Origin of the sequence: Dictyobacter arantiisoli, assembly GCF_008326305.1 — a bacterium.
In the GTDB taxonomy this organism is placed as follows: domain Bacteria; phylum Chloroflexota; class Ktedonobacteria; order Ktedonobacterales; family Ktedonobacteraceae; genus Dictyobacter; species Dictyobacter arantiisoli.
In genome coordinates, this window is the sequence record NZ_BIXY01000030.1 from 15792 (window position 1) to 38965 (window position 23174).

Here is a 23174-nt window from a genome sequence, read left to right on the forward strand (position 1 = left end):
AACGGTGGATCAGGAAGTAGCCACCTTCGTTTTACAACTTACCGGTAGAGTTTTTTTGGGAGGACCACCAGATCCAACAAATCAGATTGCTCCCCAGCAGAGAAGGCCCGATCCCTCGCGATCGGGCCTTCTGTTGTCGTATAAACTTCGCGACAAGGGTTATTCGGAACGTAGGGCGACAATGGGATCGAGTTGCGATGCCCGTTGCGCGGGATAAAAGCCGAAGATGACTCCTACAGCGACTGAGAAGCCAAAGGCAAGGATAACTGCCAGAGGACTGAGCGCAAAAGGCACTGCCATTACTGTCGCAGTAATCAATGCCCCTCCAACACCAATCAGGATGCCGACAATGCCTCCCAGGGCACTGAGCATGAGGGCTTCAATTAGGAATTGCATCATAACATCCCCTGGACGGGCTCCAATGGCGATACGAATGCCGATTTCACGCGTGCGCTCGGTGACAGATACCAGCATGATGTTCATGATACCAATGCCTCCTACGATCAACGAGATCGCCGCTACGCTGATAAGCAACATGTAGAGCGATTGCGCGGTGGCTTGCGCCGTTTGTAGGACTGTGGATTGATTCTGAATCTGGAAATCGTCGTTGGATGAATTCGCTATATTGTGCAACTGCTCCATACGGGTCTCTACAGCCGCCTGCGCCGTCGTCATATTCGATGAGTCATCCACCAGGACGTCAATCGAGCTGACTGAGGTAGAGCCGGTCAGCTTCTTTTGCGCGGCACTAAAAGGAATATAGATTACATCGTCCGCATCCTGGAAGGAACTACTTGCGCCCTTGGAGGCCAGCACACCTTCAACCGTGAAGGGAATACTGTTGATGCGGATCTCTTTGCCGATGGGATCAACCCCGAGCGACGTAAATAGATTATCCGCCACGGTCTGACCGATGACGGCAACGGCACTGGTATTTTGCTGATCGGCATCAGAGATAAAGGTGCCTTCCTGCATTTTCCAGCTATTGATTTGCTGATACGTAGGATAAATTCCCTGCACCGAGGTGGACCAGTTTTCTGACTGATACACAACCTGCTCGTTGGCATTGACAATAGGACTGACGGCAGAGACGTGCGCGATTGATGTCAGAGAGTCCGCGTCTGATTGCTTGAGGGTTGAGGATGTTCCCTGCGCCTGCCGGACGCCTCCGGTTGAAGAGGCGCTTCCAGCCCGAATTACCAGCTCGTCTGGATTTAAGAATGATAGGCGCTGGTTAATCTGTGCGGCATTACTCTGACTGGTTGAAACCATTATAATGACCGCGGCAACACCGATGATGATACCCAACGATGTGAGCAATGAGCGTAATTTGTTGGCTCGCACCGCAACCAGAGCGCTACGGAAGCTTTGATAGAAGGCCAGCATACCGCGACGCCGCTGTAAGCTTCCATTCGATGTCTGCTGGCACTGCTTACGGGCCCGCACAGCCGGGGCTGAGGCAACCGACGACTCTGATGTGGTCGCCTGCTTGTCCGTTTCAATGCTTTGTTGTTCCGTTGAACTCACGGTAAGACCTCCGTTCCCTCCGATGATGACCACTCAGACAATTGTGCCTGCGCGGACAAGGGCTGGGGATTCCAGGTATCCTCACGAATCTTGCCATCCCGTAAGACTACAGTGCGCTGACAATAGCTGGCGATATCTGGCTCGTGAGTTACCAGCACAATCGTCATACCACTTGTGTTAAGCATCTGAAGCACCATCATAATCTGGATGCTGGTTTTGCTATCCAGATTACCGGTTGGCTCGTCAGCCAGGATCATGGCCGGGCGCGTTGCCAGCGCGCGGGCAATCGCCACACGCTGCTGCTGACCACCAGACATCTCCATAGGACGATGTCCTGAGCGTGCTCCCAATCCTACCAGCTTTAAGGCCCAGCGTGCTCGCTGTTCCCGTTCCTCGCTTGAAACGCCCGCATAGATCAGTGGCAATTCGACATTAGCCTGCGCCGACATCCAGGAAAGCAAGTTAAAACTCTGAAACACAAATCCTATCTTCTGATTGCGCACATCCGCCAGCTGGCTCTTGTTCATAGAACCAGCGGAAATGCTATCCAGATAATAATTACCACTTGAGGGACGATCCAGGCAGCCCAGGATATTCATCAAGGTTGATTTTCCTGAACCTGATGGTCCCATGATCGCTACCATTTCGCCGCGCTTAATCTGGAGATCCACGCCGCGCAAAGCTCGCACCTGGGTTTTGCCCATCTGATAGACTTTGCTCAATTTTTCCAGGCGTATGATTGGTTTTGCTTTCTCATCCCTGCCATACGCCACAGTTTCCACTTGATCAACCATTACCTAGTTTCCTCCAGAGCGAGCACCACCAGCGCCGCCGCCGAAGCCACCGGCTCCACCACCAAAACCACCGGCTCCACCACCAAAACCGCCAGTTCCTCTTCTAGTGCCGGTTCCGGTTCCAGTTCCAGTACCGGTCGTGGTAGTATTTCCACCCGTCTGACCGATGACTACTTGATCACCATCCTGCAAGCCAGACAGCACCTCAACGGATTGTCCACTGCTCAGGCCAACGGTGATCGCTACTGGTGTCAATTTGCCATTCTTTAATTCCATAACCACCCGACTACTGGTCGTTGCGCCATTGGCATTGGAGGTTGAACCGCTGGAAGAATTGCTCGTCGATGATTGCAGAGCAGCAACATAATCGCTACGGCTGATCTCGCCATTCTGGAGCGCCGTGGTGGGGAAGGTGAGCGCGCTGGATGGAATAAGCAACGTGTTCAAACGCTGTGCCGTCGTGATATCCACCGTTGCGGTCATGCCCGGATAGACCTGAACATTGGTCAGGCTACTCATATCCACAGTCAATGTTACGGCATAGGTCACCACGCTCGAACTGGTCTGTCCCAGGATATTGATCGCGGAAACGGTCGCACGTAAGGTTTTAGAAGGATAGGCTGAAACGGTAAACTGCGCTGGCTGACCAATTTTGATACTGTTGATATCTGATTCATTGATGGAAGCCTGAATGTTATATTTGCTCACATCTACCAGCGTCATAAATACCGAACTGCCACTACTACTACCGGTGCCCTGGCTGCTTCCACCGCTGCCAGAAGAGACAGTGCCAGAAGAGGAAACATTCTCACCCACAGCTCCATTGATAACCGCAATTGTGGCGTCACCAGGGGCCGTCAGAGTATCAACCGTCGGAGAATTATTATTGTTATTGTTGTTGTTAGCGTAGTTACCTGTCGAGGTGACAGACAATTTAGCCAGGGTCTGGCCTTTCGTTACATGCTGACCAACTTTGACATCGATCTCTGTAATCTGTCCGGCCGCAGGAAAATTCATCGTATATTCCGCATTGGGGGACAAAGGACCGCTGGCTGAGACTTTAACGCTCAAATTGCCGGTCGTAGCAGTGCCCTGAGTATACTGAATTGCGGGCGTCCGGTTGAGTAGATAATAGGATGTAACGCTAGCAATCAGAGCAATCACGACAATTACAATAATCGCCCAGATTGGAAAACGGCGTTTCCTAGGCTCTACACCGACGGTATCCATATCATCCAGATCTAACTGATCTTCTTCTAGCAAGGGTTGTAATTCTTCTACTTTTTCTGACATAGCGCACACTCACTTAATCTATTTAAATAATCCTATAATCGTGTGTCATCCCTTGGCGTCAATGGGAACAAAAAGACCCTCATCAAGGTGAGGGCTACGCCGGAGTTGCAGACGAAATTGTACTGGCCGGAGCTAACGTAATGGATACACTCCGGGCGGTTATGGCACCGTTATTACCACTGACAGCAGTACCCAGCAAGGTAATATTTTGACCTGCTTTCAATGCGCTGGCGGTCACGGTTTTCGTCTGCGTAATTTGTGTTTTACTGGTCAAGGTCAGGGAATAATCATTGCTGCTAAAATCTGTAACCGTCAATATATCACCACTGACCTGGGATACAGTGCCAATAAGACGATTAGCATTTCCTCTAGAAGCACCACCATTGGCACCACCACCAAAGCCACCATTGGTGCCCGGCGTGCCTGATCGACGCGGAAAACCACAGCGTGCAGAACCAGCTCCACCAGCACCAGGATAATTACCTCCTCCTGCTGCTCTACCACCAAAACCGCCTGCTCTACCACCGCCAAAGCCAGCACCGGTGCTTAATTGGATGCTGTCTGCTGTGTAAGAACTGCCATCGGCGTTTTGCGTGACTGTAACGGAAACGGCCACCCCGTTAGTGAGAGCACTTTTTGTCACCAATGCCTCTTGCGTATAGGTAGTCTTACTTGAAAGACTGGCGGTTACCGTTGAACCACCTTGTTTTGTAATCACCAGAGAACTACTAGTAACACTCTTTACCATCCCACTTGCACGAGTGATAGTGCTGGTCACAGGTGTACATGTCGCCGTCGCCGTCACGGCAGACGCCGCCGTCCCGCCGGTACTGTTATCCTGTGAAGCACCAGCATTACATCCGCTTAAGACAGCTAACAACAAAATCCCCACGGCACCGCCAGCGCACAATTTGTGGAAGCGCTTTATGAACATCGAATCCTGCCCCCTCATGAGAAATTGAAATAACACATATTTACACCAGCTAGAGAGAAATATATTTATACCCATCACAACAAAAGCATGATATATAAATAGAAAGTTAAGTCTCACTGCAAACAAAATAGTACCTGAGAGATAAATACTTTCTCTTGAGGAAATTTAACATGAAAGATTATGGAAATTATCAACTAACTGTAAATAAATTGAAAATTTTGTTACGTTTTTTTTTCCTTCAGGATGAAAGCAGGGTGCAGGGGCGGCAGCCCATAGGTGCGAACGTAAGGCTTTTCAAGCGGGATTGCAAAGGGCGGCCAGCCCTTTGCCGGGGTTTGGGGTGTCCCCAAATACCCCTTTTTCTTCTTTTCTTCGCCGCCGCGCGCGGCGGCGAGAGGGAGGTGAGAGATCGGGGCACAGCCCCGAACCCCAGGTTAAGGGTTGCACCCTTAACAATCCCGCTTACGTTCGCACCTATGGGGGCGGCAGCCCAGAAGGAGCACGAGGTGTTCTCGCACTTATTCCCTTATCCAATCACCTGGAAGGATAAAGAGCCAGAGGGAAAACGGAGGATGCCCGATATGCTAGCTATCGGGCATCCTTAATAGAGGGGGGAAATTATTTGGCAGATTTGGATTCTACCTTGCCACCCTTGCCCTCACAGATGTTTTTGATGGAGAGAAGGGCTTTATCTAAGTCTTCTTGAATGGTTTTGTCTTTGCTATCGGTTGGTTCGTTGAATTCTTTTCTGAGATTACTTGAAGGATCAAAGGTAAGATGGACGACGACCTCTGAAGCTTTTCCAGCATCTAAAGGGGTCACTTGTAGCCAGCCAGAGTATTTTTCCTCGCCATTTGATCCCCATTCCATGCGGTGTCTGGACTTGTCAACGCGGAAATATCCATCCGAATCATAGGAATGTCCATGCGCCGAGCCTTCTACACGCACGTGCTCTCCCTGTTGCGGCATGGCACTTTTGGTTGTTGGCAGATACTTGGGCAGGTTGTCAACCTGTGAGATGAATTGCTCAACTTGATCTGGCAAGGCCTGAATCTTTAAAGAGCTCTCATAGTCTGTCATTGAGTTTATCCTTTCGTCTCTATACTAGCCATGACACGAAAAAATCATGGAAATGCGTTTCACATTCATTGTATCGACAACTCTTGCATTTTTTTTTGACCTGATCTTTTTGCCTGGCACAATCCAGGCGTGTCCATGACTTCAGCAATCTTTACACTATGCCTCGCAGATAGGATTGTGCACTCTTTCCTGCTGGCATGGTATTCCACATTACTGTGTGGCAGAGTATCTGGATTTCTCCCAGATGGAGGGCGCTGCGTTCAACTGCTGTGAGTAAACAGGTATGGACCGTTGGTCGCGCTTGACTGGGAAGCTTTTGAGCCAGGCTCTGCTTTTCGACAAGCAAATCTAATAAGGCATTGGGAAATGAATCTAAGATAGTATGAACGCTTTTGATCCATTCCGCATAACAGGCTGAAAGGATGGGAAATGTAGCAGGAGAATGACACCCGGTCACGTGATCCATCAGAGCAGGCTGTCGGCCTCCGACAGGAACCAGTACCCAATTTTCAATCACTTGCGCAAGCTCAAGTGCCAGTAGCATCGGTGTACAGCTCGTCGAGAATGCAGGTGACCAGTTGAGCAGATCGTCTGGTAATGCTCTGCATTCCAAGAGTGCCTGATTGCCAATTTTTTCTAGTGTAACGGCAAATTGTGCCGCTTGATGTGCGTTATTCATGCTTCGTCTCACTTTGATCTGTTGCCAGACAATGCGGCATAATGATAGCATACAGGTAAGCGCTCTGATTCGCGCTATACAGCCAGCACAAACACACAAGGTAGGCAGTGAGCCAGAACTCTCCGGCTATACAACAACACGGACTCCGAAAGCCGGAAGTAACACTTTGATGGTCTGGCATAAAGATAATCGGACGTCGAACGTGCTGATAAGCCTACTTGACGGCAACTCCCTGATCGATGATGCTCTAAGCAGGTTACAACAGAAGGATTATAAAAATAATCTGTCATTGTTATTAATATCCCTCTCCCAACGTATCTTGAGACCTCATTGTAAAGGTGAGATCAACCCGATAAGCTCATCTTATACACCGCAAAGGCTCGGCCTGCGGTAATCCTACTCTATTCCTTATCTACATTTTTATTGTATTATCAATGAATTTCTAGTATATTTAACATCGCATATTTAACAATACCAATAAGGAGTCTTTTTTGCTATCGGCAGTATATTGTTAGCTGGCAGCATATTGTTCAAGACATGAGCATCATAAAGAAAGCATTGATATTATGAATGAAGACGATACTTCTAATATAATAGCCCCTCTTAATTCTATCAAACTAGAAACACCTTTTTCTGCCATATTTTCGACACGCCCAGACAATACGACGTCCGTACAGGGAAGTGAGGTAGATGTGAGGCTGGTAGCTGAACGTCTCACGACACTTGCACAACAGCCTCACATCTATCAAGCTGCCGTCTATATCTATTTCGCTGGTCAATATGAACTTTCAATTCCTGAATCGCTCCTGGCGATGCTCTGCCTGCCAGACAAACCTGAAAGCATACTGAATCAACCTGCGATGCTCGGACTACTCCAGCGCGAAGAGAACGTACCATCGTTGATACGAGCTACAAACTCATCTATCGCGCGTGCCGCTCTACAACATTATCAAGCTGATCCCTATTCACTTCTGCACGCATATATTGGCGCGCTCCAACCGCAGCGGCGTGAACAACGCATATTTTTACAACGCCTGCTTGAATATCTCGTTAAAGATACATACCTGTTACCGGTGCAAGACATCTTGCTTGAGCAGGATGCCTGGTTTCGAGCTTTAATCATGCATTGTGGCAATGCTGAAATGATGAATTGGGCGCAACTCTATACCATGGTCGGTAAGCCCGCCAGCGCCGAGCGCATCATTATTGAAGGTATGTCTAAAGCGCCAGAATACGATCTGGATTGGGTGGCCCTGATCAAGCAGACAGAACAAAAGGGTACAACCACCCAGAAAGCAGCGCTGAACACAAGGGTCATGCACTGGCTGGCCGAAAATCCACAGGATACGGTAGTCAGGCATGCGTATCTGGGTTTCATCGAGCGCAATGGAACTATCGCTGATATCGCACAGACAATCCAGGAAACCGGGAATTGGCTACACGCCACGCCTCAGAATATTAATGTACGGCAGATTTATCTTAAATTTATCGAGCATTGGGGCAACAGGGATCAAATCGCGCAATTAATCGCCAGCACCGAACATTGGCTGGATATGACGCCCGATGATACGCAGGTTCGTCAGACCTATCTGGGACTGATTGAGCGCAATGGCACGCAGGATCAGATCGCACAACAGGTTGATAGCATCTATTATTGGCTGCTGGAACATTCTGAAGATGTGCATGTTCGTCAGGCATATCTATGCTTTGTGGAGCGCTGTGGCAAACCAGAGCAAATCGCGCGTCTGATCGATCATACAAAAGACTGGTTGAGTACTCATCCACAGAATTCCAATATTCGCCAGACATACTTTAAATTCATTGAGCATTGTGGCAGCCCGGAGCAACTTGATGAACTGATCCAGAGCACGATGTCCTGGCTGGCTGCTAACCCGCATGATTGTTATGTTCGTCAGGTCTATCTCAAATTTCTGGAGCGACATGGCAGCCGAGAACAATGCAGCCAGCTCCTTGAGCAGCAGGAATTCGAGGTGATCATGAACATTCCAGATGCTAATGTCCTGCATATTTACCTGGATCTCATACGGCGCGATGGTACTGAAGAGCAGATGCATGCACTTATCCAGCTCACGGCCAACCATCTGGCTCTGAATCCCTATAGCCACGCAATTCGCACTACTTATCTGGAACTGATCAGTCACTATGCCCCACAGGACAAGATTATCGAAACGCTCAATGAAACAGCAGGCTGGTTGGATAGCAATCTACAAACCAGTTCCATCCGTTCCACCTATCTCAAAATAGTTGATCGATACGGCACCCATGAACAGATTCTCAATGCCATTCGTAGTACCAGAAACTGGCTAGATATGAATCCGCAGAGCATCAATACACGCGCTCTCTATGTGGCACTCGTCGGACAACATGGCACCTACGAAGATATCAGGCAGACCATCGCAAGCATCGCCAGCTGGCTGATTGCCCATCCACAAGATCCCTATGTGCGCAGCGCATATCTCAAACTGGTACATCGTTATGGCAACAGTGATGATATATGCAACACAATCAATAATACAGCCGCCTGGCTGGCAATCAATCCGGGCGAAACAAGACTACGTACAACCTTTCTTCGACTGGTCGAACGGCACGGAACCAATCAACAGGCACAGACGACAATTGCGACCACACTTGTATTGCCAGCCGTACATTTACAGGATGCCAGTGTGCGCATTACACTGTGTGGACTGGTCCAAAGACGGGGCACACGAGAAGCCATTATGGCAACCATTGATCTGAGCCTCAAATGGTTGCAACTCAGGCGACATAACACTGAAATTAAGGCCTATCTGGAACTCATTGAACCATACGCAACCCATACACAAATTATAGAGGCGATTACAGCAACTGCATCCTGGTTGGATAACCATAAAAAAAACACCAATATTCTTGCTCTCTACATCAAACTGGTGGATCGCTGCGGCCATCCTGAACAATTAGTATCCCTGCAAGAACGGATAAAAGAATGGCAGGATGTCCCTCATCAAAATAATCTAGTCCTGATCAATCTGCTGCATTGTCTGGAACATCATGCCCGGCCCGATTATCTGGCGGCATTTATCCCTACGCTAGAAAGCTGGTTACCGCAACACGTCCCAGAAGATAGTTTGCTCGTACAATACCTCAACTTTGTGAGTAAATATGGAACACACGAACAAACGTGCACTGCCCTGAATATGATCAATGAAAAAATGGGCGCATCCCCATCCATAATCAGCTCTTATCTTCTCTCCACCTATCTCAATCTCCTTGGACGCTACAGTCCACAGTCATACACACAGAACATACTCAATTTCACCGCCGACTGGTTAGCAGAACACAGTCCGAATCCTTATCTACTGACCGTCTACCTTCAACAGAGCAAACATCATGGCACAGAGGATCAGATCAAACACGCCCTGGCTTTTACCAGACACTGGTTGCGCGACAACGTGCCTGATTCCTATCTGCTGACAATGTATCTAAGCCTGAACAAGCGCTATGGATCGCGTGAGCAGATCGCCGCAGCTCTGAACTTCACTGCCTACTGGCTTGATAAACATAGCATAGATGATTTTATCCTGGAAACGTATCTGGATCTGGTGGATTATTGTGGTGCCGCACCGCAGACACTGCGTGCACTCACCATAGTAACTCCCTGCTTTTATAACAGCTCAAACCAGTTACAACCGCGCATACCAGCTGTCTATCTCAAGCTACTCAAACACTATGGCAACACCAGTCAGATCGCAGTGGGCCTGGAATTCACAGCCAGCTGGCTCGCTAACCATCCAGAGGATATCTTTGTGCGCGCCGCCTATCTACGACTGGTAGAATGCTATGGCAACCAGGATCAAATTGCCAGCCAACTTAAACACACCACAGCCTGGCTGGCTGCCCATCCTGATAGCATCTATGTCTGGACAGCCTATTGTAAACTTGTGGAACGACATGGTAGCGCGGACCAACAAAGCGCGAGCCTGAATATCCTCGTCGACTGGCTTAAACAACATCCAGATGATCCTATTGGTCGGAACTTATATCTGTCACTGATTAAACTCTATGGTAATAATGAACAGATTAGCAACGCCCTGCGTGCCAATATAAACTGGCTGGAGTGCCATCCCGAGCAGGACACCGTCTGTGCCAGCTATCTGTCACTCCTGGAACAACATGGCGCAGTCCTTTATGAAGCGAAATTAGGTGAGGAAGCATTCGCTATCTACACCCGAGCACTCGCACTGGACCCCGATAATGTCCTGATCTATTACCATCTGGGAATCGCGCTCCGCAAATGCTATCGCTATGATGAGGCGCTGGCCGTGTTTGAACGGATCATTACATTGACGCCCGACGATGCAACCGCTTACGCGAATAAAGCCAAGATTCTCTATAGTTGCAAACGCTATCCAGAGGCGTTACAGGCGTATGAGCAGGCCATTCGTTGCGATCCCCTGATTGCACAGGCGTATGGAGATAAAGGCACGATTCTGCGCCGCATGAACCGCCTGGAAGAAGCTTTAGATGCATATGAACAGGCACTACGCTTATCGCCTCAGGATGCGGTGATACGCAGCAAAAAGAATGAGCTCAGCAAACGGCTCGGCAGGTAGACCTGAAACTGATCTGTGTCCATGATATGATAAGAGATACGTAAGAAGAGCTTTGCTTGTCGGTTCGCAATCGGGCTTTCGGTTGGGCACATGATCGCTAAAGGAGCATACTACGGTTATGGAATTGATCAGGAAGATTATCCATGTCGATATGGATGCGTTTTATGCTTCTATCGAGCAACGAGATCATCCTGAATGGCGTGGCAAGCCTCTGGTCGTGGGAGGTGATCCCAATCGACGGGGAGTGGTGGCAACATGTTCATACGAGGCGCGGCGCTATGGAATTCATTCCGCGATGGCAGCCCAGCAGGCATACCAGCGCTGTCCCCACGCTATCTTCATCAGGCCACGCTTTGACGTGTATCACGCCGTCTCCGCGCAAATCATGCAGATTTTCCATAGCTATACTGAACTGGTTGAACCACTCTCATTGGATGAAGCCTATCTGGACGTAACCCATAACCTGCGCGGCATTGCAGCCGGCACCCATGTGGCCCAGGCAATTAAGGCGCAAATTTATCAGGAGACAGGGCTGACAGCTTCAGCAGGCGTTTCTTATAACAAATTTATCGCCAAACTGGCTTCGGATTACCGCAAACCAGATGGCCTGACAGTTGTATCGCCCCAACAGGCCGTCCGCTTCCTGGAAGGAATCTCTATCGATAAGTTCTTCGGCGTCGGCAAAGTAACGGCGGCCCGACTACGGGAATTGGATATAGAGACAGGAGCCGATCTGAAGCGCTTGAGCGAGGCTGAATTACAACGCATCTTGCATAAGCAGGGAAGTGTGCTCTATCACTATGTACGCGGTGAAGATGATCGACCAGTACAACCCGCACGTGTCCGCAAATCGGTCGGTAAAGAGACAACGCTCTCCGAAGATCTCGATGATCCCGAAGAATTGCTACTGCTGATGAGTCAGATGGCTGAACAGGTAGCACGACGTCTCCACGAGCTACAACTGCTCGGCAAAACGATCACGCTCAAGCTGCGCTGGAGTGATTTTCAGCGGCTCACGCGTAGCATCACCATTCCCGACGCCACACAGGATGCCCGGACGATAGTCAACATCCTGACCCCGGTCCTGCTGAATCAAATGCAAACCGGACAGCAACGTGTGCGACTTATAGGAGTAACCGTTTCACATCTGATCACCAGTGCCGAAGCCAATCAACCAGCGCAAATTTATCCCTTACCGCTCTGGGACGAAGATGCCTGGCTGGCTTAACATGCCCAGTATGGAACTCCCACAAGAGTTCACACGCCTTGTGTTAGACTTTTTAGCTTCCCTCAAATAATCTTCAACCGATCAGCAGGGCATCGCAGTGCAGCTACAGGGATAGTCAACTCGATACATATGCACTGTGATGCTCATTCTAGAGAGAGATAAAGATTAACTATTCGAAGTCATAAAAATATTTGATAAGGTATCGATTTCTCATCGAATCAAAGCTCAACCTCAGGAATGGTTAAAAACAGCCATCAGCGCAATTGATGAGCTTATACTGTGATAATTCAGCCTTTGTCAGTCCCAACTTCAGACAAATGCCAACTCATTTCGATTATTTTTAGTAATAAAAAAAGATCCTGAGCCTATCAGATTAGTATTACCTTAAAAGTATCCAAAAAAATGTCAATCATATTGACATTTTGGCATCTATAGTTTATATTGTTTTATAGGGAAAAGCGATTAAAGCTAAGAGCTACATCATTCAGTTATCTCTATAAGCTCTTGTGTTTGTAGAAAGCACATGCATATGTGCGAATTGCTTGAGTGCCTTACACACTTTTTCCGCGTATCTTCGGGGAAGATACACCTGCTCATTTATTTAAAGGCTCTGATGCATAAGGGAGTTTGCTTATGGGTGATCTGATTTCCGCTACTCAGCAGTGGTCAGATATACTCTGCATCTAACCTTACAGCCTGTATTTGTTACTGCGAACATTTAAAGCTAAAACACTACCTGTGACGGCGCATGGAGGCGTATGTACATTACGCATGGAGGCGTATGTACATTAATAGTGGGATGGCTTGTTCCGTGCTGGCACATACAGACACAGATTGTGTTCTCCAGGGATGGAGGCTACAATCTAATGGATTGTGCTCATCCAGGGATGGAAATGGCACAATCCATTTTTGCTTTTTGTGTCATTCTTGCCGCCTGCGGCGGCGAGTAAAAAAGAGTTTTTGGGGACACCCCAAACCCCGGCAAAGGGCTGGCCGCCCTTTGCAATCCTGCAAAATCTTTTGCTTTTACGTATTGGCGAGCCGTCCCTGGCAATCCTGCTTTAAGAGGTTTTAAGGGGGAGACCGAGGAGAATGGAGGCTTGCTGGGCGCGTTCAGGGTCGCCGGTTGGAATGAGGGCGAGTTGGTTGGATGAGATATGGATGGTGCGTGCGACTGGTTGGAAGCCCGCTTTTTCAATTCCATGCTGCGAGGCTCGATTGGTAGTTTGATGCATGATCCAGAAGTGTTCATATGCTCTGCTCTCACGTTCGAGGATTGCTTGCAGTAAACGGGGATAATAGCCACGTCCACGCCACGGTAACAGGGTGACGAAGTGATAAAGATAAATACTTTTGGCTGGCAAGTTGAAGGTGATAGCCGGACTCCCAAATGACGCTTGATTAATACCCAGCCATCCATAGGCAACCAGGGTATCATTCAGGTATGCCAGAATGGGATAATGTCCTGCGCTATAGCGTGCTTCGACACTCTTTATAGGGATATTTGAGATTTTAGCTGCAAACGGCACTTCCCGGGCTGTCTCGATATGCCATCCTTCAAGCACTGGTAAAGTGGGCAAGGGATCATGTTTCCACCAGGTCCAGAGATAGCTTTCTTTTGCACCTGTAGGATAGGGCCTTCGCTCATATGACATTTCTAGCGTTCCATTTCTGTTATTCAGCTCCATTATACATCCAATGCAAAGCTTCAGGATGGCAATGGGATAGGGATTGCGCGAGCATGAGCTTCGCATTCAGCCCAGCTTTCGTGGATTGATCCTTCTTGCTGCCAGGATGTGAAGCGCGGTCCTAGTTGTGCGGCAATCGCAGGCGGAAATTGCCAGTCTTCCTGCTCAAAAGCCGCTCGTCCAACGCGCTGTAAATGGGCATACGCTTGTAAGGTCAAGGTAGTATGACGTAACACTACTGGCCTCTCTTTATCCACACGCCAGAAGCCATAGAGCTGATGACGATCAGGGCGTAAAATCCAGGCGAGTTCATCGTATGTCAGGCCATAGAGATTGGCTACCAGAGCATCCAATATGCAGCGCAGACGCAGGCGCTCGTGCGGCGTGATAGCCCAGAGGCGTCTCCAATGCAGCTTTCCCAGCGTGGGATAACAGGTGCGTAACTCCAACCACTGCGGCGCAAAACATACCATGGCAAGATTGAGCCGCGCGGCCAGTTGCGCGCAAAGTGTCGGACAGATATGTACAGGTGGTATGACTGGCGTTTCTGCAAGCACAAAATAGTTGAGATGCTGTCCTCCCAGGCGGTAGCGTACCATATAGTCATAAACAAAAGAGTTTAAGTTCGCTAAGAGCGATAGAACCGTGACGATATCCTGCTTAGATGGTTGAATGACTGGTACGACATTCCCACAGGGATTGCCATGGATAAAAGTGGCATACATTGAGCGTGCATTAATAGCCGAACAAATATCCATAATACCAATTTTATGTCCCGCGATGGCAGAGTTGCAGGCCCGATAGGTAGGCAATGACATAAGATATTGAGGAGCAAACTGCTTTGCAGTCCAGGGAATAACATTCCAGACCGCGCTACGTCCCTTGCCAGAGAGCCATCCTTTCGCGCTGGGATCAAAGGCCCCGATCATGCGCCCTTCATAGACAGGGAGCGCAAAATCCTTATCCCCATGCCTCCAACGACCATACAGATCTGATTGATAGCCGTGCCAGTCGGGGAGGGGAGCAAAAAGATGAGAATCGGTAGTCATATCAAATTCCCGCGCATAGCGGATCTGCCAGCTATCCAGGCTCTGCGCACCCAAAAGCACAGTATCAGTAGCAAGTTTTTCTAGCAGAGCTATATCATGGGGAGACTGTGCTTCAATCAACGAGAGGGAAGTTGGGCTAAAACGCTCGATATGCTGACGCGAGAGGCGTAACAGGTTCTGCTCATAATCATCAAACACCTGCAAATCAACCTGCTGAAAGGCGACCTGCAACTGCTCGGTGCTTCCACCTTTCTCCACCAACAACGCCGCAAAGCGAAATGAACGGTGGATATCGAAGAGGCCACGACGATTGATAAAGCCCAGCAAGACGATCCACTTGCAGTGATACAGAAAAAGCTTTCGTAAAGCCAGTGCTCCCTGATCAGTATAGATACTGGCCGGTACCAGCATGCCAAGATAGCCATGTGGTTTTAGAAGATAATGGGCTTGCTCCAAAAACAATTTATAAGTATTCAGTTCGCCTGCTCCCTGATAACGAAAAGGGAGAGGGGTCGCATCTTCCGTCAAGACTGGCTTACCAGCAGGCGAACCTGCATATTTAAACCAGTTGCGTATGTTTTTGAATTCAGCCTGCTGGCTGAGCCAGCTATATTCCAGCATATGGTCCTGCGCGAATAGCAGGCGCTGCCTTGCTAACGCCTCTTGTTTGCCATACTGGCGATAACAGGGATCATAATCACTAAAGAACTCGCGTGAACCAGGCTTGCTCGTTTCCCAGGGAGGATTGGTTAAGATGGCATCAAAACCTGAATGCGCGTCCTGATAGATTTCTGGAAACACAAGTGGCCAGTGAAAGAAGCGCAGTTGTGTGGTCAATGTATCCACAATCTGGCGTGTCTGTTGCGTCGGAGTGTCCTGCCGATAAAAGGATGCCGGTGTCGGGACATGAGCCAGTTGATCAGCCGGCCAGAACCAGATAGCACACCAGCTATCAAAGGCATATTTGAGATCAGAGGATTGGATATCTATCGACTGAGGAAGCACGCTGGCAAGTTCTGGCTTGATCACAGTATCCCGCATCTGGCGTAACGCTCGGGTCCAGGCTCCTTCTGGATAATGGATACTCGTTGTATGGTTACTATCACCACCAGCGCGCATCCAGGCCATCCAGGGATATACACAATAATTCTGATACCAGGCACCCAGCAGAGCATTCCCAACCTTGATATGTGTATTTAGATAGTGAAGAGGCAAGTAATCAACCCCAATTTCAAGCCATAAGCTAATTTGAGCCAGTTCGACTACCAGGGGAGCCAGATCAACTCCATAAAGACACTGTGCAGCTATTTGCAAACGCAGATCGGTCTGTATGGGCTGTTCCGCATCCTCACATGTATAATAGAGCAACGAGGCAGTTAGACGCGTGCAAAGATAGCGCAATGCAGCCAGCAGAAATGAGGCCGAACCACAGGCGGGATCACAGATATGTAAGGCCAGGATATCGGCAGGCGGGCACGGGATTGATTGGCCTTGCTCGTCAAGCATACACGTTAACGGCTCAAGAGTACGACGTGCCAGCGCCTGTGCCAGTTGAGGACGTGTATAGAACGTACCTGATCCTTTGCGTTCAGCGCCATGCTGATGACAATCTAAGAGCGTTTGATAGATCAAACCAAGATACTCTGGACAGAGCATCTCCAGATCACGTTGCGGTGCATCCCGGTCATTTTCATCCATTAAAGGACGACGAAGAAAGAGCGCGCGATGAATGAGATCTAAGAGCTGCCAGACACACATATCAGGGAGATCAATAGCCTCAAACAGGGCCAGGGCTCGCTCCAACATGACAGCACTATGTGGTGAGCCGGACTGGAAAAGCAATCCTTCATACGCAGGAAAAGAGAGGGAGTCACCAAAGGAGTCGCCAGAACAACCGGTAGAGATCAGCGCAAAAAGATACAAAATAGATCTCCAGGCGCCCGAGGGAGATACAGAACAGACAGTCCCGTCTGGCTGAAATATCTCACATAACTGAACGTATAGATCCGTCAAACGGCATGACGCGCTAGCGGGCAGCAGAGCACGTGCCTCAGCAAAAAGAAGGATTACCAGACGCATTACGATCAGTATAGCGGCTTGATAACAAGCCTCCTGCCACATACGCAACGTGGATGTAGGGTCCTGTGATGACTTGAAAAATTGCAACAACACATCAAGAGCCGCATACAATGGCGCGCTAGCTACACAAAAATCGGCATTTTCATCCCTGCTACGCATCCCCAGCACTTTCCCTTTCCCATCAAACATCCCCACATTGATAACTTAACGTATCCATCTCTATTTACTATACACCATCCCAGGCTCATAGAGGAAAAAAAGCTTCTTATTCCCCCTTTTTGTCTCATACGGGAGGAATAAGGCATGAAAATTCATGGTAGAATGAGGATATGGCTTTAGAAACATCATTTCTATGTACACCCCCAACACTATACTTCGCTCATACCTGAGCGGAAGGATAGAGGGACACAATAGCAAAGCGAAGCCATTTTATAGAGGAGAATCTATTTATGCGTCTGTTAACTTTTCATACTCCAACAGGGTTACAGCTTGGAATAAAGACCGAACGGGGTATTATCGATGTGGCGCGTGCTGGCATAGCCTTCCAGGCAAAGTTGGATGGGGCACACATTCCAGCGACATTTGAAGAGCTTTGCAGCGGTTCTGAGGTTGATCTAAGTGGACTGCATAGCCTGATGGCAGTAACGAATGGACAACAGGGTGACTGGTTGCTGGTTGAAGAGCAGCTTCAATTTGGGCCCAGCGCATCACGGTACGGCAAAATTATTTGTGTTGGACTAAATTATCGCAAGCATGCAGCCGAGTCAAATATGGCAATCCCAGAATCACCAGTGCTCTTTCCTAAATACAGCAATGCGCTGGCGGGAACGGGAGAGGATATTCCATTATCGCCCAATGCAACACAATATGATTACGAGGCCGAGCTGGCACTGGTGATTGGCAAACGCGCACAAGGTATCGAGCAAGCGGAAGCCCTCGACTATGTGCTCGGCTACGCCAACGGTCATGATCTAAGCGCCCGCGACCTCCAATTTCGCACACCACAATGGATGCTTGGAAAAATACAAGATAAATTCCTGCCCATCGGACCTTATCTTGTGACGGCAGATGAAGTTACAGACCCACAGAATCTCAGTATCAAACTCTGGCTCAATGGAGAAATACGCCAGAACTCCAATACAGCCGACATGATCTTCAATGTCGCATATATTGTCAGTTACCTCAGCCAATATCTCACATTGGAACCAGGAGACATCATTATCACCGGAACACCAGAAGGAGTTATATTGGGTCATCCAGAATATTCCTGGCTCAAGGCAGGAGATACAGTCACCATTGAAGTGGGAAATCTTGGCGAACTCACCAATAAATTAAGTTAAGCCAGGCCCGCAATGAAGCCAGAGGGATACCCTCACCCCGGCGGGTGAGGGAGAGTGAACGTATACTGTCCATATAGAGTATGGATGATGAAACGGTTGTGCTTTCTCTACTCTGACTGCTCGGAGTTATCAGAGCAGTTTTTAACCTGATCTCAGTTTGCGCAATACTGCTTCTTATGGAGCAATACTGTTCAGCTCAGTCTGTGTGTCCTCGGAAAGGGTCAGCGCAGCACCAGTGACGTTTTCACGCAGATGTGCGACGGATGAGGTACCAGGGATAAGCAGGATATTTGGAGAGCGCTGTAACAGCCACGCCAACGCAACGGCCATTGGGGTGGCGTTGAGACGCGTAGCGACTGTTGACAAAGTATCGGACTGCAGTGGAGAGAAGCCACCGAGCGGGAAGAAAGGCACATAGGCGATACCCTGCGCAGCCAGGGAGTCGATCAGGTCGTCATCGGCCCGGTAGGCAAGGTTGTACAAGTTCTGCACGCACACGATTGGCGCGATGGACTGCACTTCGGCGACCTGCTCGGCGGTGACGTTGCTCACCCCGAGGTGCTTGATCAATCCTTCTTGTTGCAATTGCGCGAGTACTGTGAACGGTTCAGCAATTGAGCCAGGAGTGGGAAGGCCGCCCCCCCCGACGCGTAGGTTGACAACGTCGAGTGCGTCCAGTCCAAGGCGGTCCAGGTTGTTGAATACGTCCTGGCGCAACTGCTCAGGAGCTAGCGCCTGGGGCCAGCCGCCTTCGGCGTCTCGTAACGCTCCGACCTTGGTGACAATGTGCAACGAGTCGGGGTAGGGGTGCAGGGCTTCTTTGATGATCTGATTGGTGACATATGGGCCGTAGGCGTCGCTGGTGTCGATGTGCGTGATACCCAGCTCGATCGCCTCGTGCAATACGGCCACGGCAGCGTCGCGGTCGGCGGGCGGGCCGAATACGTACGGGCCAGCCAACTGCATCGCGCCGTACCCCATGCGCGTGACCGTCAGATCCTCGGCCATGGTGAACGTTCCTGCAACTGTGGCTGGCAGATTACGATGTTTATTCTCTGAATGCGATACCATAGAAAATTTACTCCTTATTCTCAGCTCTCGTCTGATTTTTTTACCGCTCTCTCATACACTCGTATTCAATGCGGCTCACTCGTAGCTACTATACCCAAAAAGCTTGTATCTTGTAAGAAGTAACTAAAAAGTGATATAGTTACCACATGGAAACTAAGCAACAGACACAACCTGATATTTTCCGGGCAGACTGCCTGTCACGACAGGTGCTGGTATTGATCGCTGATGAGTGGACGCCCCTGGTCATCTATGCGTTGGAAGAGGGCACGATGCGTTTTGGCCAATTGCTCAAGCGCATCGATGGCATATCGAGAAAAATGTTGACGCAGACATTGCGTGCGATGGAACGCAATGGCCTGGTACAGCGCGTCGTTTATCCTGTTGTGCCTCCAGTAGTAGAATATTCTCTCACACCATTGGGACAGACGCTGATAGAACCAATAAATGCACTAAGAGTCTGGGCATATGGGCATTTGCAGGAAGTTGCGCGCGCCCGAACGACGTATGATCAACGCGATCAAAAGCCGCTCCAGGAAGAAATAGCTTCCCTTGTTCAACAGCGATAGCTACGAAAAGGCCTAGCACACAGTTTACGTACACACAACACGTGATTTCTCCATCAGAATGCAGGTATCGCGTTCCATGAGAAAGGTACTCGCAGGAGCGACTGTCGTTTGACTGATAAGTTCGCCAATATGAGTTATCCCGAATCCATCGAACAGATGTTCGATCCGCTTCAATCCGCTCTACAAGCGGGATTGCAAGGGGCGGCTAGCCCATAGGTGCGAACGTAAGGCTTTTCAAGCGGGATTGCAAAGGGCGGCTAGCCCATAGGTGCGAACGTAAGGCTTTTCAAGCGGGATTGCAAAGGGCGGCCAGCCCATAGGTGCGAACGTAAGGCTTTTCAAGCGGGATTGCAAAGGGCGGCCAGCCCTTTGCCGGAGTTTGGGGTGTCCCCAAATACCCCTTTTTCTTCTTTTCTTCGCCACCGCAGGATCTTTGCCTTTTTATGCTGGTAGGCTGTCAGTGAAATTGGACGCTGTCACTGTGTGAAAAAGCCGGAGCGGCCGCTACGTTGGTTCTCCCCATTCACCTTTTCATTTTTGTACCATTTTCATTTGTAAAAGATCGTCAGGCGGCATGCAAAAAGGGAAAAGAAGGAGATTGAAGGAGGCCCAGCTTCATGTAAAACTCTCAAGTCCAAAGTTGAGACTTTTTGCGATACACTTCTCGTTCTCTCACAGAACTCCAAGCATATTGAGCGGGCTCAGATCCATTCCTGTCCATACACACGCGCCTTTCTCTCTTTCTACCCTCTAATATTGCATCTGTGTTGTACAGTAGAGACGTGATCCAGAAAAAGCCCGGCCAGCTTGGATCGGAGATGCATGCATGCAGCCGAATGCTCGATCTGCCGAAACCTGGAGAGTGTTCTCACTTGCCCAGGCTCCCAGGCTCCCAGATGGTAGAAGAGAGCATGGGAGTGAGATTCAGCAGAAGGAGAAGATTTCTCATTAGATGAATGTGACAGTGAAAACAACGGAGGGTAGACTCATGACGCACGCTGCAAGAGTATATGCGACACTCGGCGACTGGATTGCACACGAGGTGCTTCCATTCTCGCTCGATTCTCGCCCGGATTTCAACGCCGCCGTGGATACGGTGATCGACTCACTTGGCAATGCGGTAGAAGTGCTTGGCTTTGGAGAAGCGCTCCATGGAGGGGACGAACTGCTTGTCCTTCGCAACCAACTCTTCCAACGCCTTGTAGAAGCCCATGGCTACAGCGCCATTGCCATTGAGAGCGGTTTTCCTCAGGGATCTATCGCCAACGACTACGTGCTTGGCCGGGGTCCAGCATCCTATGAGGAGTTGCAAGATACTGGCTTTAGCCACGGTTTCGGAAAGTTCGAAGCGAATCGAGAACTGGTCGAGTGGATGAGACACTACAATGCTGATCCAGCTCACCCTACAAAACTCCAGTTCTATGGGTTCGATAGCCCAACCGATGTGATCGCAGATAGTCCCCGCCAGACACTGCATTTTGTGCTTGATTACCTCAGCGAGAGAGATGAGGCCCTCGGCCAGGAGTATCGCAAGCGCATCGACCCGCTGCTCGGACAGGACGCTGCCTGGGAGAATCCGGCTACCGTGCTCGACCCGACGCAAGCGATAGGTCGATCACCGGAGGCAACCGCATTGCGGATCGAGACAGAGGAGCTGATTTCAGAACTGCGCGTGCGCTATCCCGAATTGGTCGCGAAGAGCGACGAGAGCCGCTATCAAGAAGCCGTCCACTATGCAGTGATGGCTCGGCAGCTCCTGAACTTTCATGCTACGCTCGCGCAAACGTCCGAGAAGCGCCAGGCCCGCCTGCTCGGCATCCGTGCCGCAATGATGGCAGAGAATCTGGCGTACATCGTCTCCCGTGAACAGGGTCGAGGCAACGTATTGGTTTTTGCCCACAATATCCATCTCAAGCGTGGAAAGGTGCAATGGGGGAATGAGACGGTGATCTGGTGGCCCGTTGGATCTCATCTTCATGAACTGTTCGGTCGCCGCTATGCCGTCATCGGCTCAGCCGTAGGCTCCTCGCTAGCCAACGGGATCAGCCAGCCAGAAGCCGGGACACTTGAGGCGCGGTTCACATCCGCTCCCGGACCAGTGCGGTTCATTCCCACCCATCAAGGGCAAGGGCTTCCTGCCGAGGAAATGGCGGCACTTCCGATTCGCTCTGGCAGTCAGAAGAACAGGAGCTATGAATCACTGGGTGCCCAAAGCTTCACCGATTTCGATTGGTTCGCTGTCCTGGATACAGCGACATACAACGGGTGGGGCCATTTCTAGAAGACTGGAGCGCACGTTCCGAGCAATCACGTCCTCGCCTTTGAGATGCTTCTAAAGAGACCATTCCAATATGCACACCATTTGAGGTGATTTAGCCTTTCGTTATGACACAGCCACAGATCAATAAACTGGTCATTTTTCTGGCTCCAAAAAACGGATGAGATACACTGAGTGCAGAGCAGTGGCATACAAGAGAGCACATCTCAGCGGTTGGTCTCTCTTGTATGCCATATCATAGGAGTCACCTATTGTGACAGGTAAAAGACCTTTTAAGCTCCCTGTAAGAGCATTCCCCGCGAGGTAGCCCCTGCAAGCGGAGCGGCATAACCTCCCGATACTCAGGTGAGTGATACCAGCGGTTGAAGTGCTCCACATCCTCAAATTCCAGGATCGCTACCGCTTGCGGCTGCCAGTTCCCTTCAACCGCCTCTGGTGCTCAGTGGAAGCAGCATTGGATGTAATAGGAGGCAAATGGAAAAGTGTCATTGTGTTTCATTTGCTTTCAGGAACTAAGCGTTTTAACGAATTGCATCGTTCCTTCCAGGGTATCACCCATCGAATGTTGACCTTGCTATTGCTCTACTTCTAACGACGAGGGATCGACATTGAGCGAAAGCGTGATGACCACCGCGCTCCCATCCGTCGCAAAGAATGATGACGAGGCCACTGGCTGACTCGCCGCCCGTGGTGCCTGCACGGCGGTGACATGCGACACTTGTGAGAGCGCCGTCGCCACCTGAATAATTGCCCCACGGTACTGTACCTGACGCAGGTCATGCCCCGGATCGTTGAGGATCACACCTGCACCTGGGCAGTGTCGCTGAAGTGCGCCTGGTACACATTGAACGCTTGAACGGAAGGAGACGTGGCGAGGTTTCTACCCACGGGATGCGCAACGAGTTTAGCTCATGAATAAACACCGAAAAAAGGGAGCTTGACATCCTTCTTTCTCTGT

The 23174-nt window shown here is 49.8% G+C and carries 16 protein-coding genes and 1 pseudogene; 6 read left to right on the forward strand and 11 right to left on the reverse strand.

Annotated features, from left to right (window positions below):
• Positions 1-159: 159 nt before the first annotated feature.
• The 6 genes from F1593_RS11640 to F1593_RS11665 all read right to left on the reverse strand — a co-directional run bounded on the left by F1593_RS11640 (position 160) and on the right by F1593_RS11665 (position 6307).
• Positions 160-1527, reverse strand: a complete 1368-nt coding sequence (locus tag F1593_RS11640; RefSeq protein WP_149401736.1) for an ABC transporter permease — start codon at positions 1525-1527, stop codon at positions 160-162.
• The gene (locus F1593_RS11645; protein WP_235932557.1) at positions 1524-2321 is read right to left on the reverse strand and encodes an ABC transporter ATP-binding protein; all 798 of its coding nucleotides are present in this window, start codon (positions 2319-2321) and stop codon (positions 1524-1526) included. The genes F1593_RS11640 and F1593_RS11645 overlap by 4 nt, the downstream gene beginning before the upstream one ends.
• A 3-nt stretch (positions 2322-2324) precedes the next feature.
• Positions 2325-3614, reverse strand: coding sequence for an efflux RND transporter periplasmic adaptor subunit (locus F1593_RS11650; RefSeq protein WP_149401737.1), 1290 nt, complete (start codon positions 3612-3614; stop codon positions 2325-2327).
• Positions 3615-3708: 94 nt separating this feature from the next.
• Positions 3709-4548, reverse strand: coding sequence for a hypothetical protein (locus F1593_RS11655; protein WP_149401738.1), 840 nt, complete (start codon positions 4546-4548; stop codon positions 3709-3711).
• Between the two features lie 618 nt (positions 4549-5166).
• Complete coding sequence (locus F1593_RS11660) at positions 5167-5628, reverse strand: SRPBCC family protein (RefSeq protein WP_149401739.1); 462 nt, start codon at positions 5626-5628, stop codon at positions 5167-5169.
• 151 nt (positions 5629-5779) lie between these two features.
• Positions 5780-6307: a hypothetical protein gene (locus F1593_RS11665; protein ID WP_149401740.1), complete on the reverse strand. Its 528-nt coding sequence runs from the start codon at positions 6305-6307 to the stop codon at positions 5780-5782.
• A 566-nt stretch (positions 6308-6873) separates the two neighbouring features.
• Between F1593_RS11665 and F1593_RS11670 the strand changes: the two genes are divergently transcribed.
• Both F1593_RS11670 and dinB read left to right on the forward strand, forming a co-directional pair.
• Complete coding sequence (locus F1593_RS11670; protein WP_149401741.1) at positions 6874-10917, forward strand: tetratricopeptide repeat protein; 4044 nt, start codon at positions 6874-6876, stop codon at positions 10915-10917.
• Positions 10918-11035: 118 nt separating this feature from the next.
• Positions 11036-12145, forward strand: coding sequence for a DNA polymerase IV (gene dinB / locus F1593_RS11675; protein WP_149401742.1), 1110 nt, complete (start codon positions 11036-11038; stop codon positions 12143-12145).
• Between the two features lie 1061 nt (positions 12146-13206).
• Here the strand turns inward: dinB and F1593_RS11680 are convergent.
• Both F1593_RS11680 and F1593_RS11685 read right to left on the reverse strand, forming a co-directional pair.
• Complete coding sequence (locus tag F1593_RS11680; protein ID WP_149401743.1) at positions 13207-13800, reverse strand: GNAT family N-acetyltransferase; 594 nt, start codon at positions 13798-13800, stop codon at positions 13207-13209.
• 53 nt (positions 13801-13853) lie between these two features.
• Positions 13854-17120, reverse strand: a complete 3267-nt coding sequence (locus tag F1593_RS11685) for an Eco57I restriction-modification methylase domain-containing protein (protein WP_149401744.1) — start codon at positions 17118-17120, stop codon at positions 13854-13856.
• Between the two features lie 290 nt (positions 17121-17410).
• Between F1593_RS11685 and F1593_RS11690 the strand changes: the two genes are divergently transcribed.
• A complete protein-coding gene (locus F1593_RS11690; protein WP_149401745.1) occupies positions 17411-18301 on the forward strand; it encodes a fumarylacetoacetate hydrolase family protein in 891 nt (296 codons plus the stop codon).
• A 174-nt stretch (positions 18302-18475) separates the two neighbouring features.
• Here the strand turns inward: F1593_RS11690 and F1593_RS11695 are convergent, their stop codons facing one another.
• Complete coding sequence (locus F1593_RS11695) at positions 18476-19372, reverse strand: aldo/keto reductase family oxidoreductase (RefSeq protein ID WP_149401746.1); 897 nt, start codon at positions 19370-19372, stop codon at positions 18476-18478.
• Positions 19373-19518: 146 nt separating this feature from the next.
• Between F1593_RS11695 and F1593_RS11700 the strand changes: the two genes are divergently transcribed.
• Both F1593_RS11700 and F1593_RS11705 read left to right on the forward strand, forming a co-directional pair.
• Positions 19519-19938, forward strand: coding sequence for a winged helix-turn-helix transcriptional regulator (locus F1593_RS11700; RefSeq protein ID WP_149401747.1), 420 nt, complete (start codon positions 19519-19521; stop codon positions 19936-19938).
• Positions 19939-20926: 988 nt separating this feature from the next.
• A complete protein-coding gene (locus F1593_RS11705) occupies positions 20927-22219 on the forward strand; it encodes an erythromycin esterase family protein (RefSeq protein WP_149401748.1) in 1293 nt (430 codons plus the stop codon).
• Between the two features lie 241 nt (positions 22220-22460).
• Here the strand turns inward: F1593_RS11705 and F1593_RS29830 are convergent, their stop codons facing one another.
• Positions 22461-22592, reverse strand: a complete 132-nt coding sequence (locus F1593_RS29830; protein ID WP_371873821.1) for a DUF1330 domain-containing protein — start codon at positions 22590-22592, stop codon at positions 22461-22463.
• Between the two features lie 27 nt (positions 22593-22619).
• Between F1593_RS29830 and F1593_RS29270 the strand changes: the two are divergent.
• Positions 22620-22796 (forward strand): annotated as a pseudogene (locus F1593_RS29270) (winged helix-turn-helix transcriptional regulator); the annotation flags it as partial.
• Here the strand turns inward: F1593_RS29270 and F1593_RS11720 are convergent.
• Complete coding sequence (locus tag F1593_RS11720) at positions 22791-23018, reverse strand: hypothetical protein (RefSeq protein WP_149401749.1); 228 nt, start codon at positions 23016-23018, stop codon at positions 22791-22793. The pseudogene F1593_RS29270 and the gene F1593_RS11720 overlap by 6 nt on opposite strands.
• Between the last annotated feature and the right edge of the window lie 156 nt (positions 23019-23174).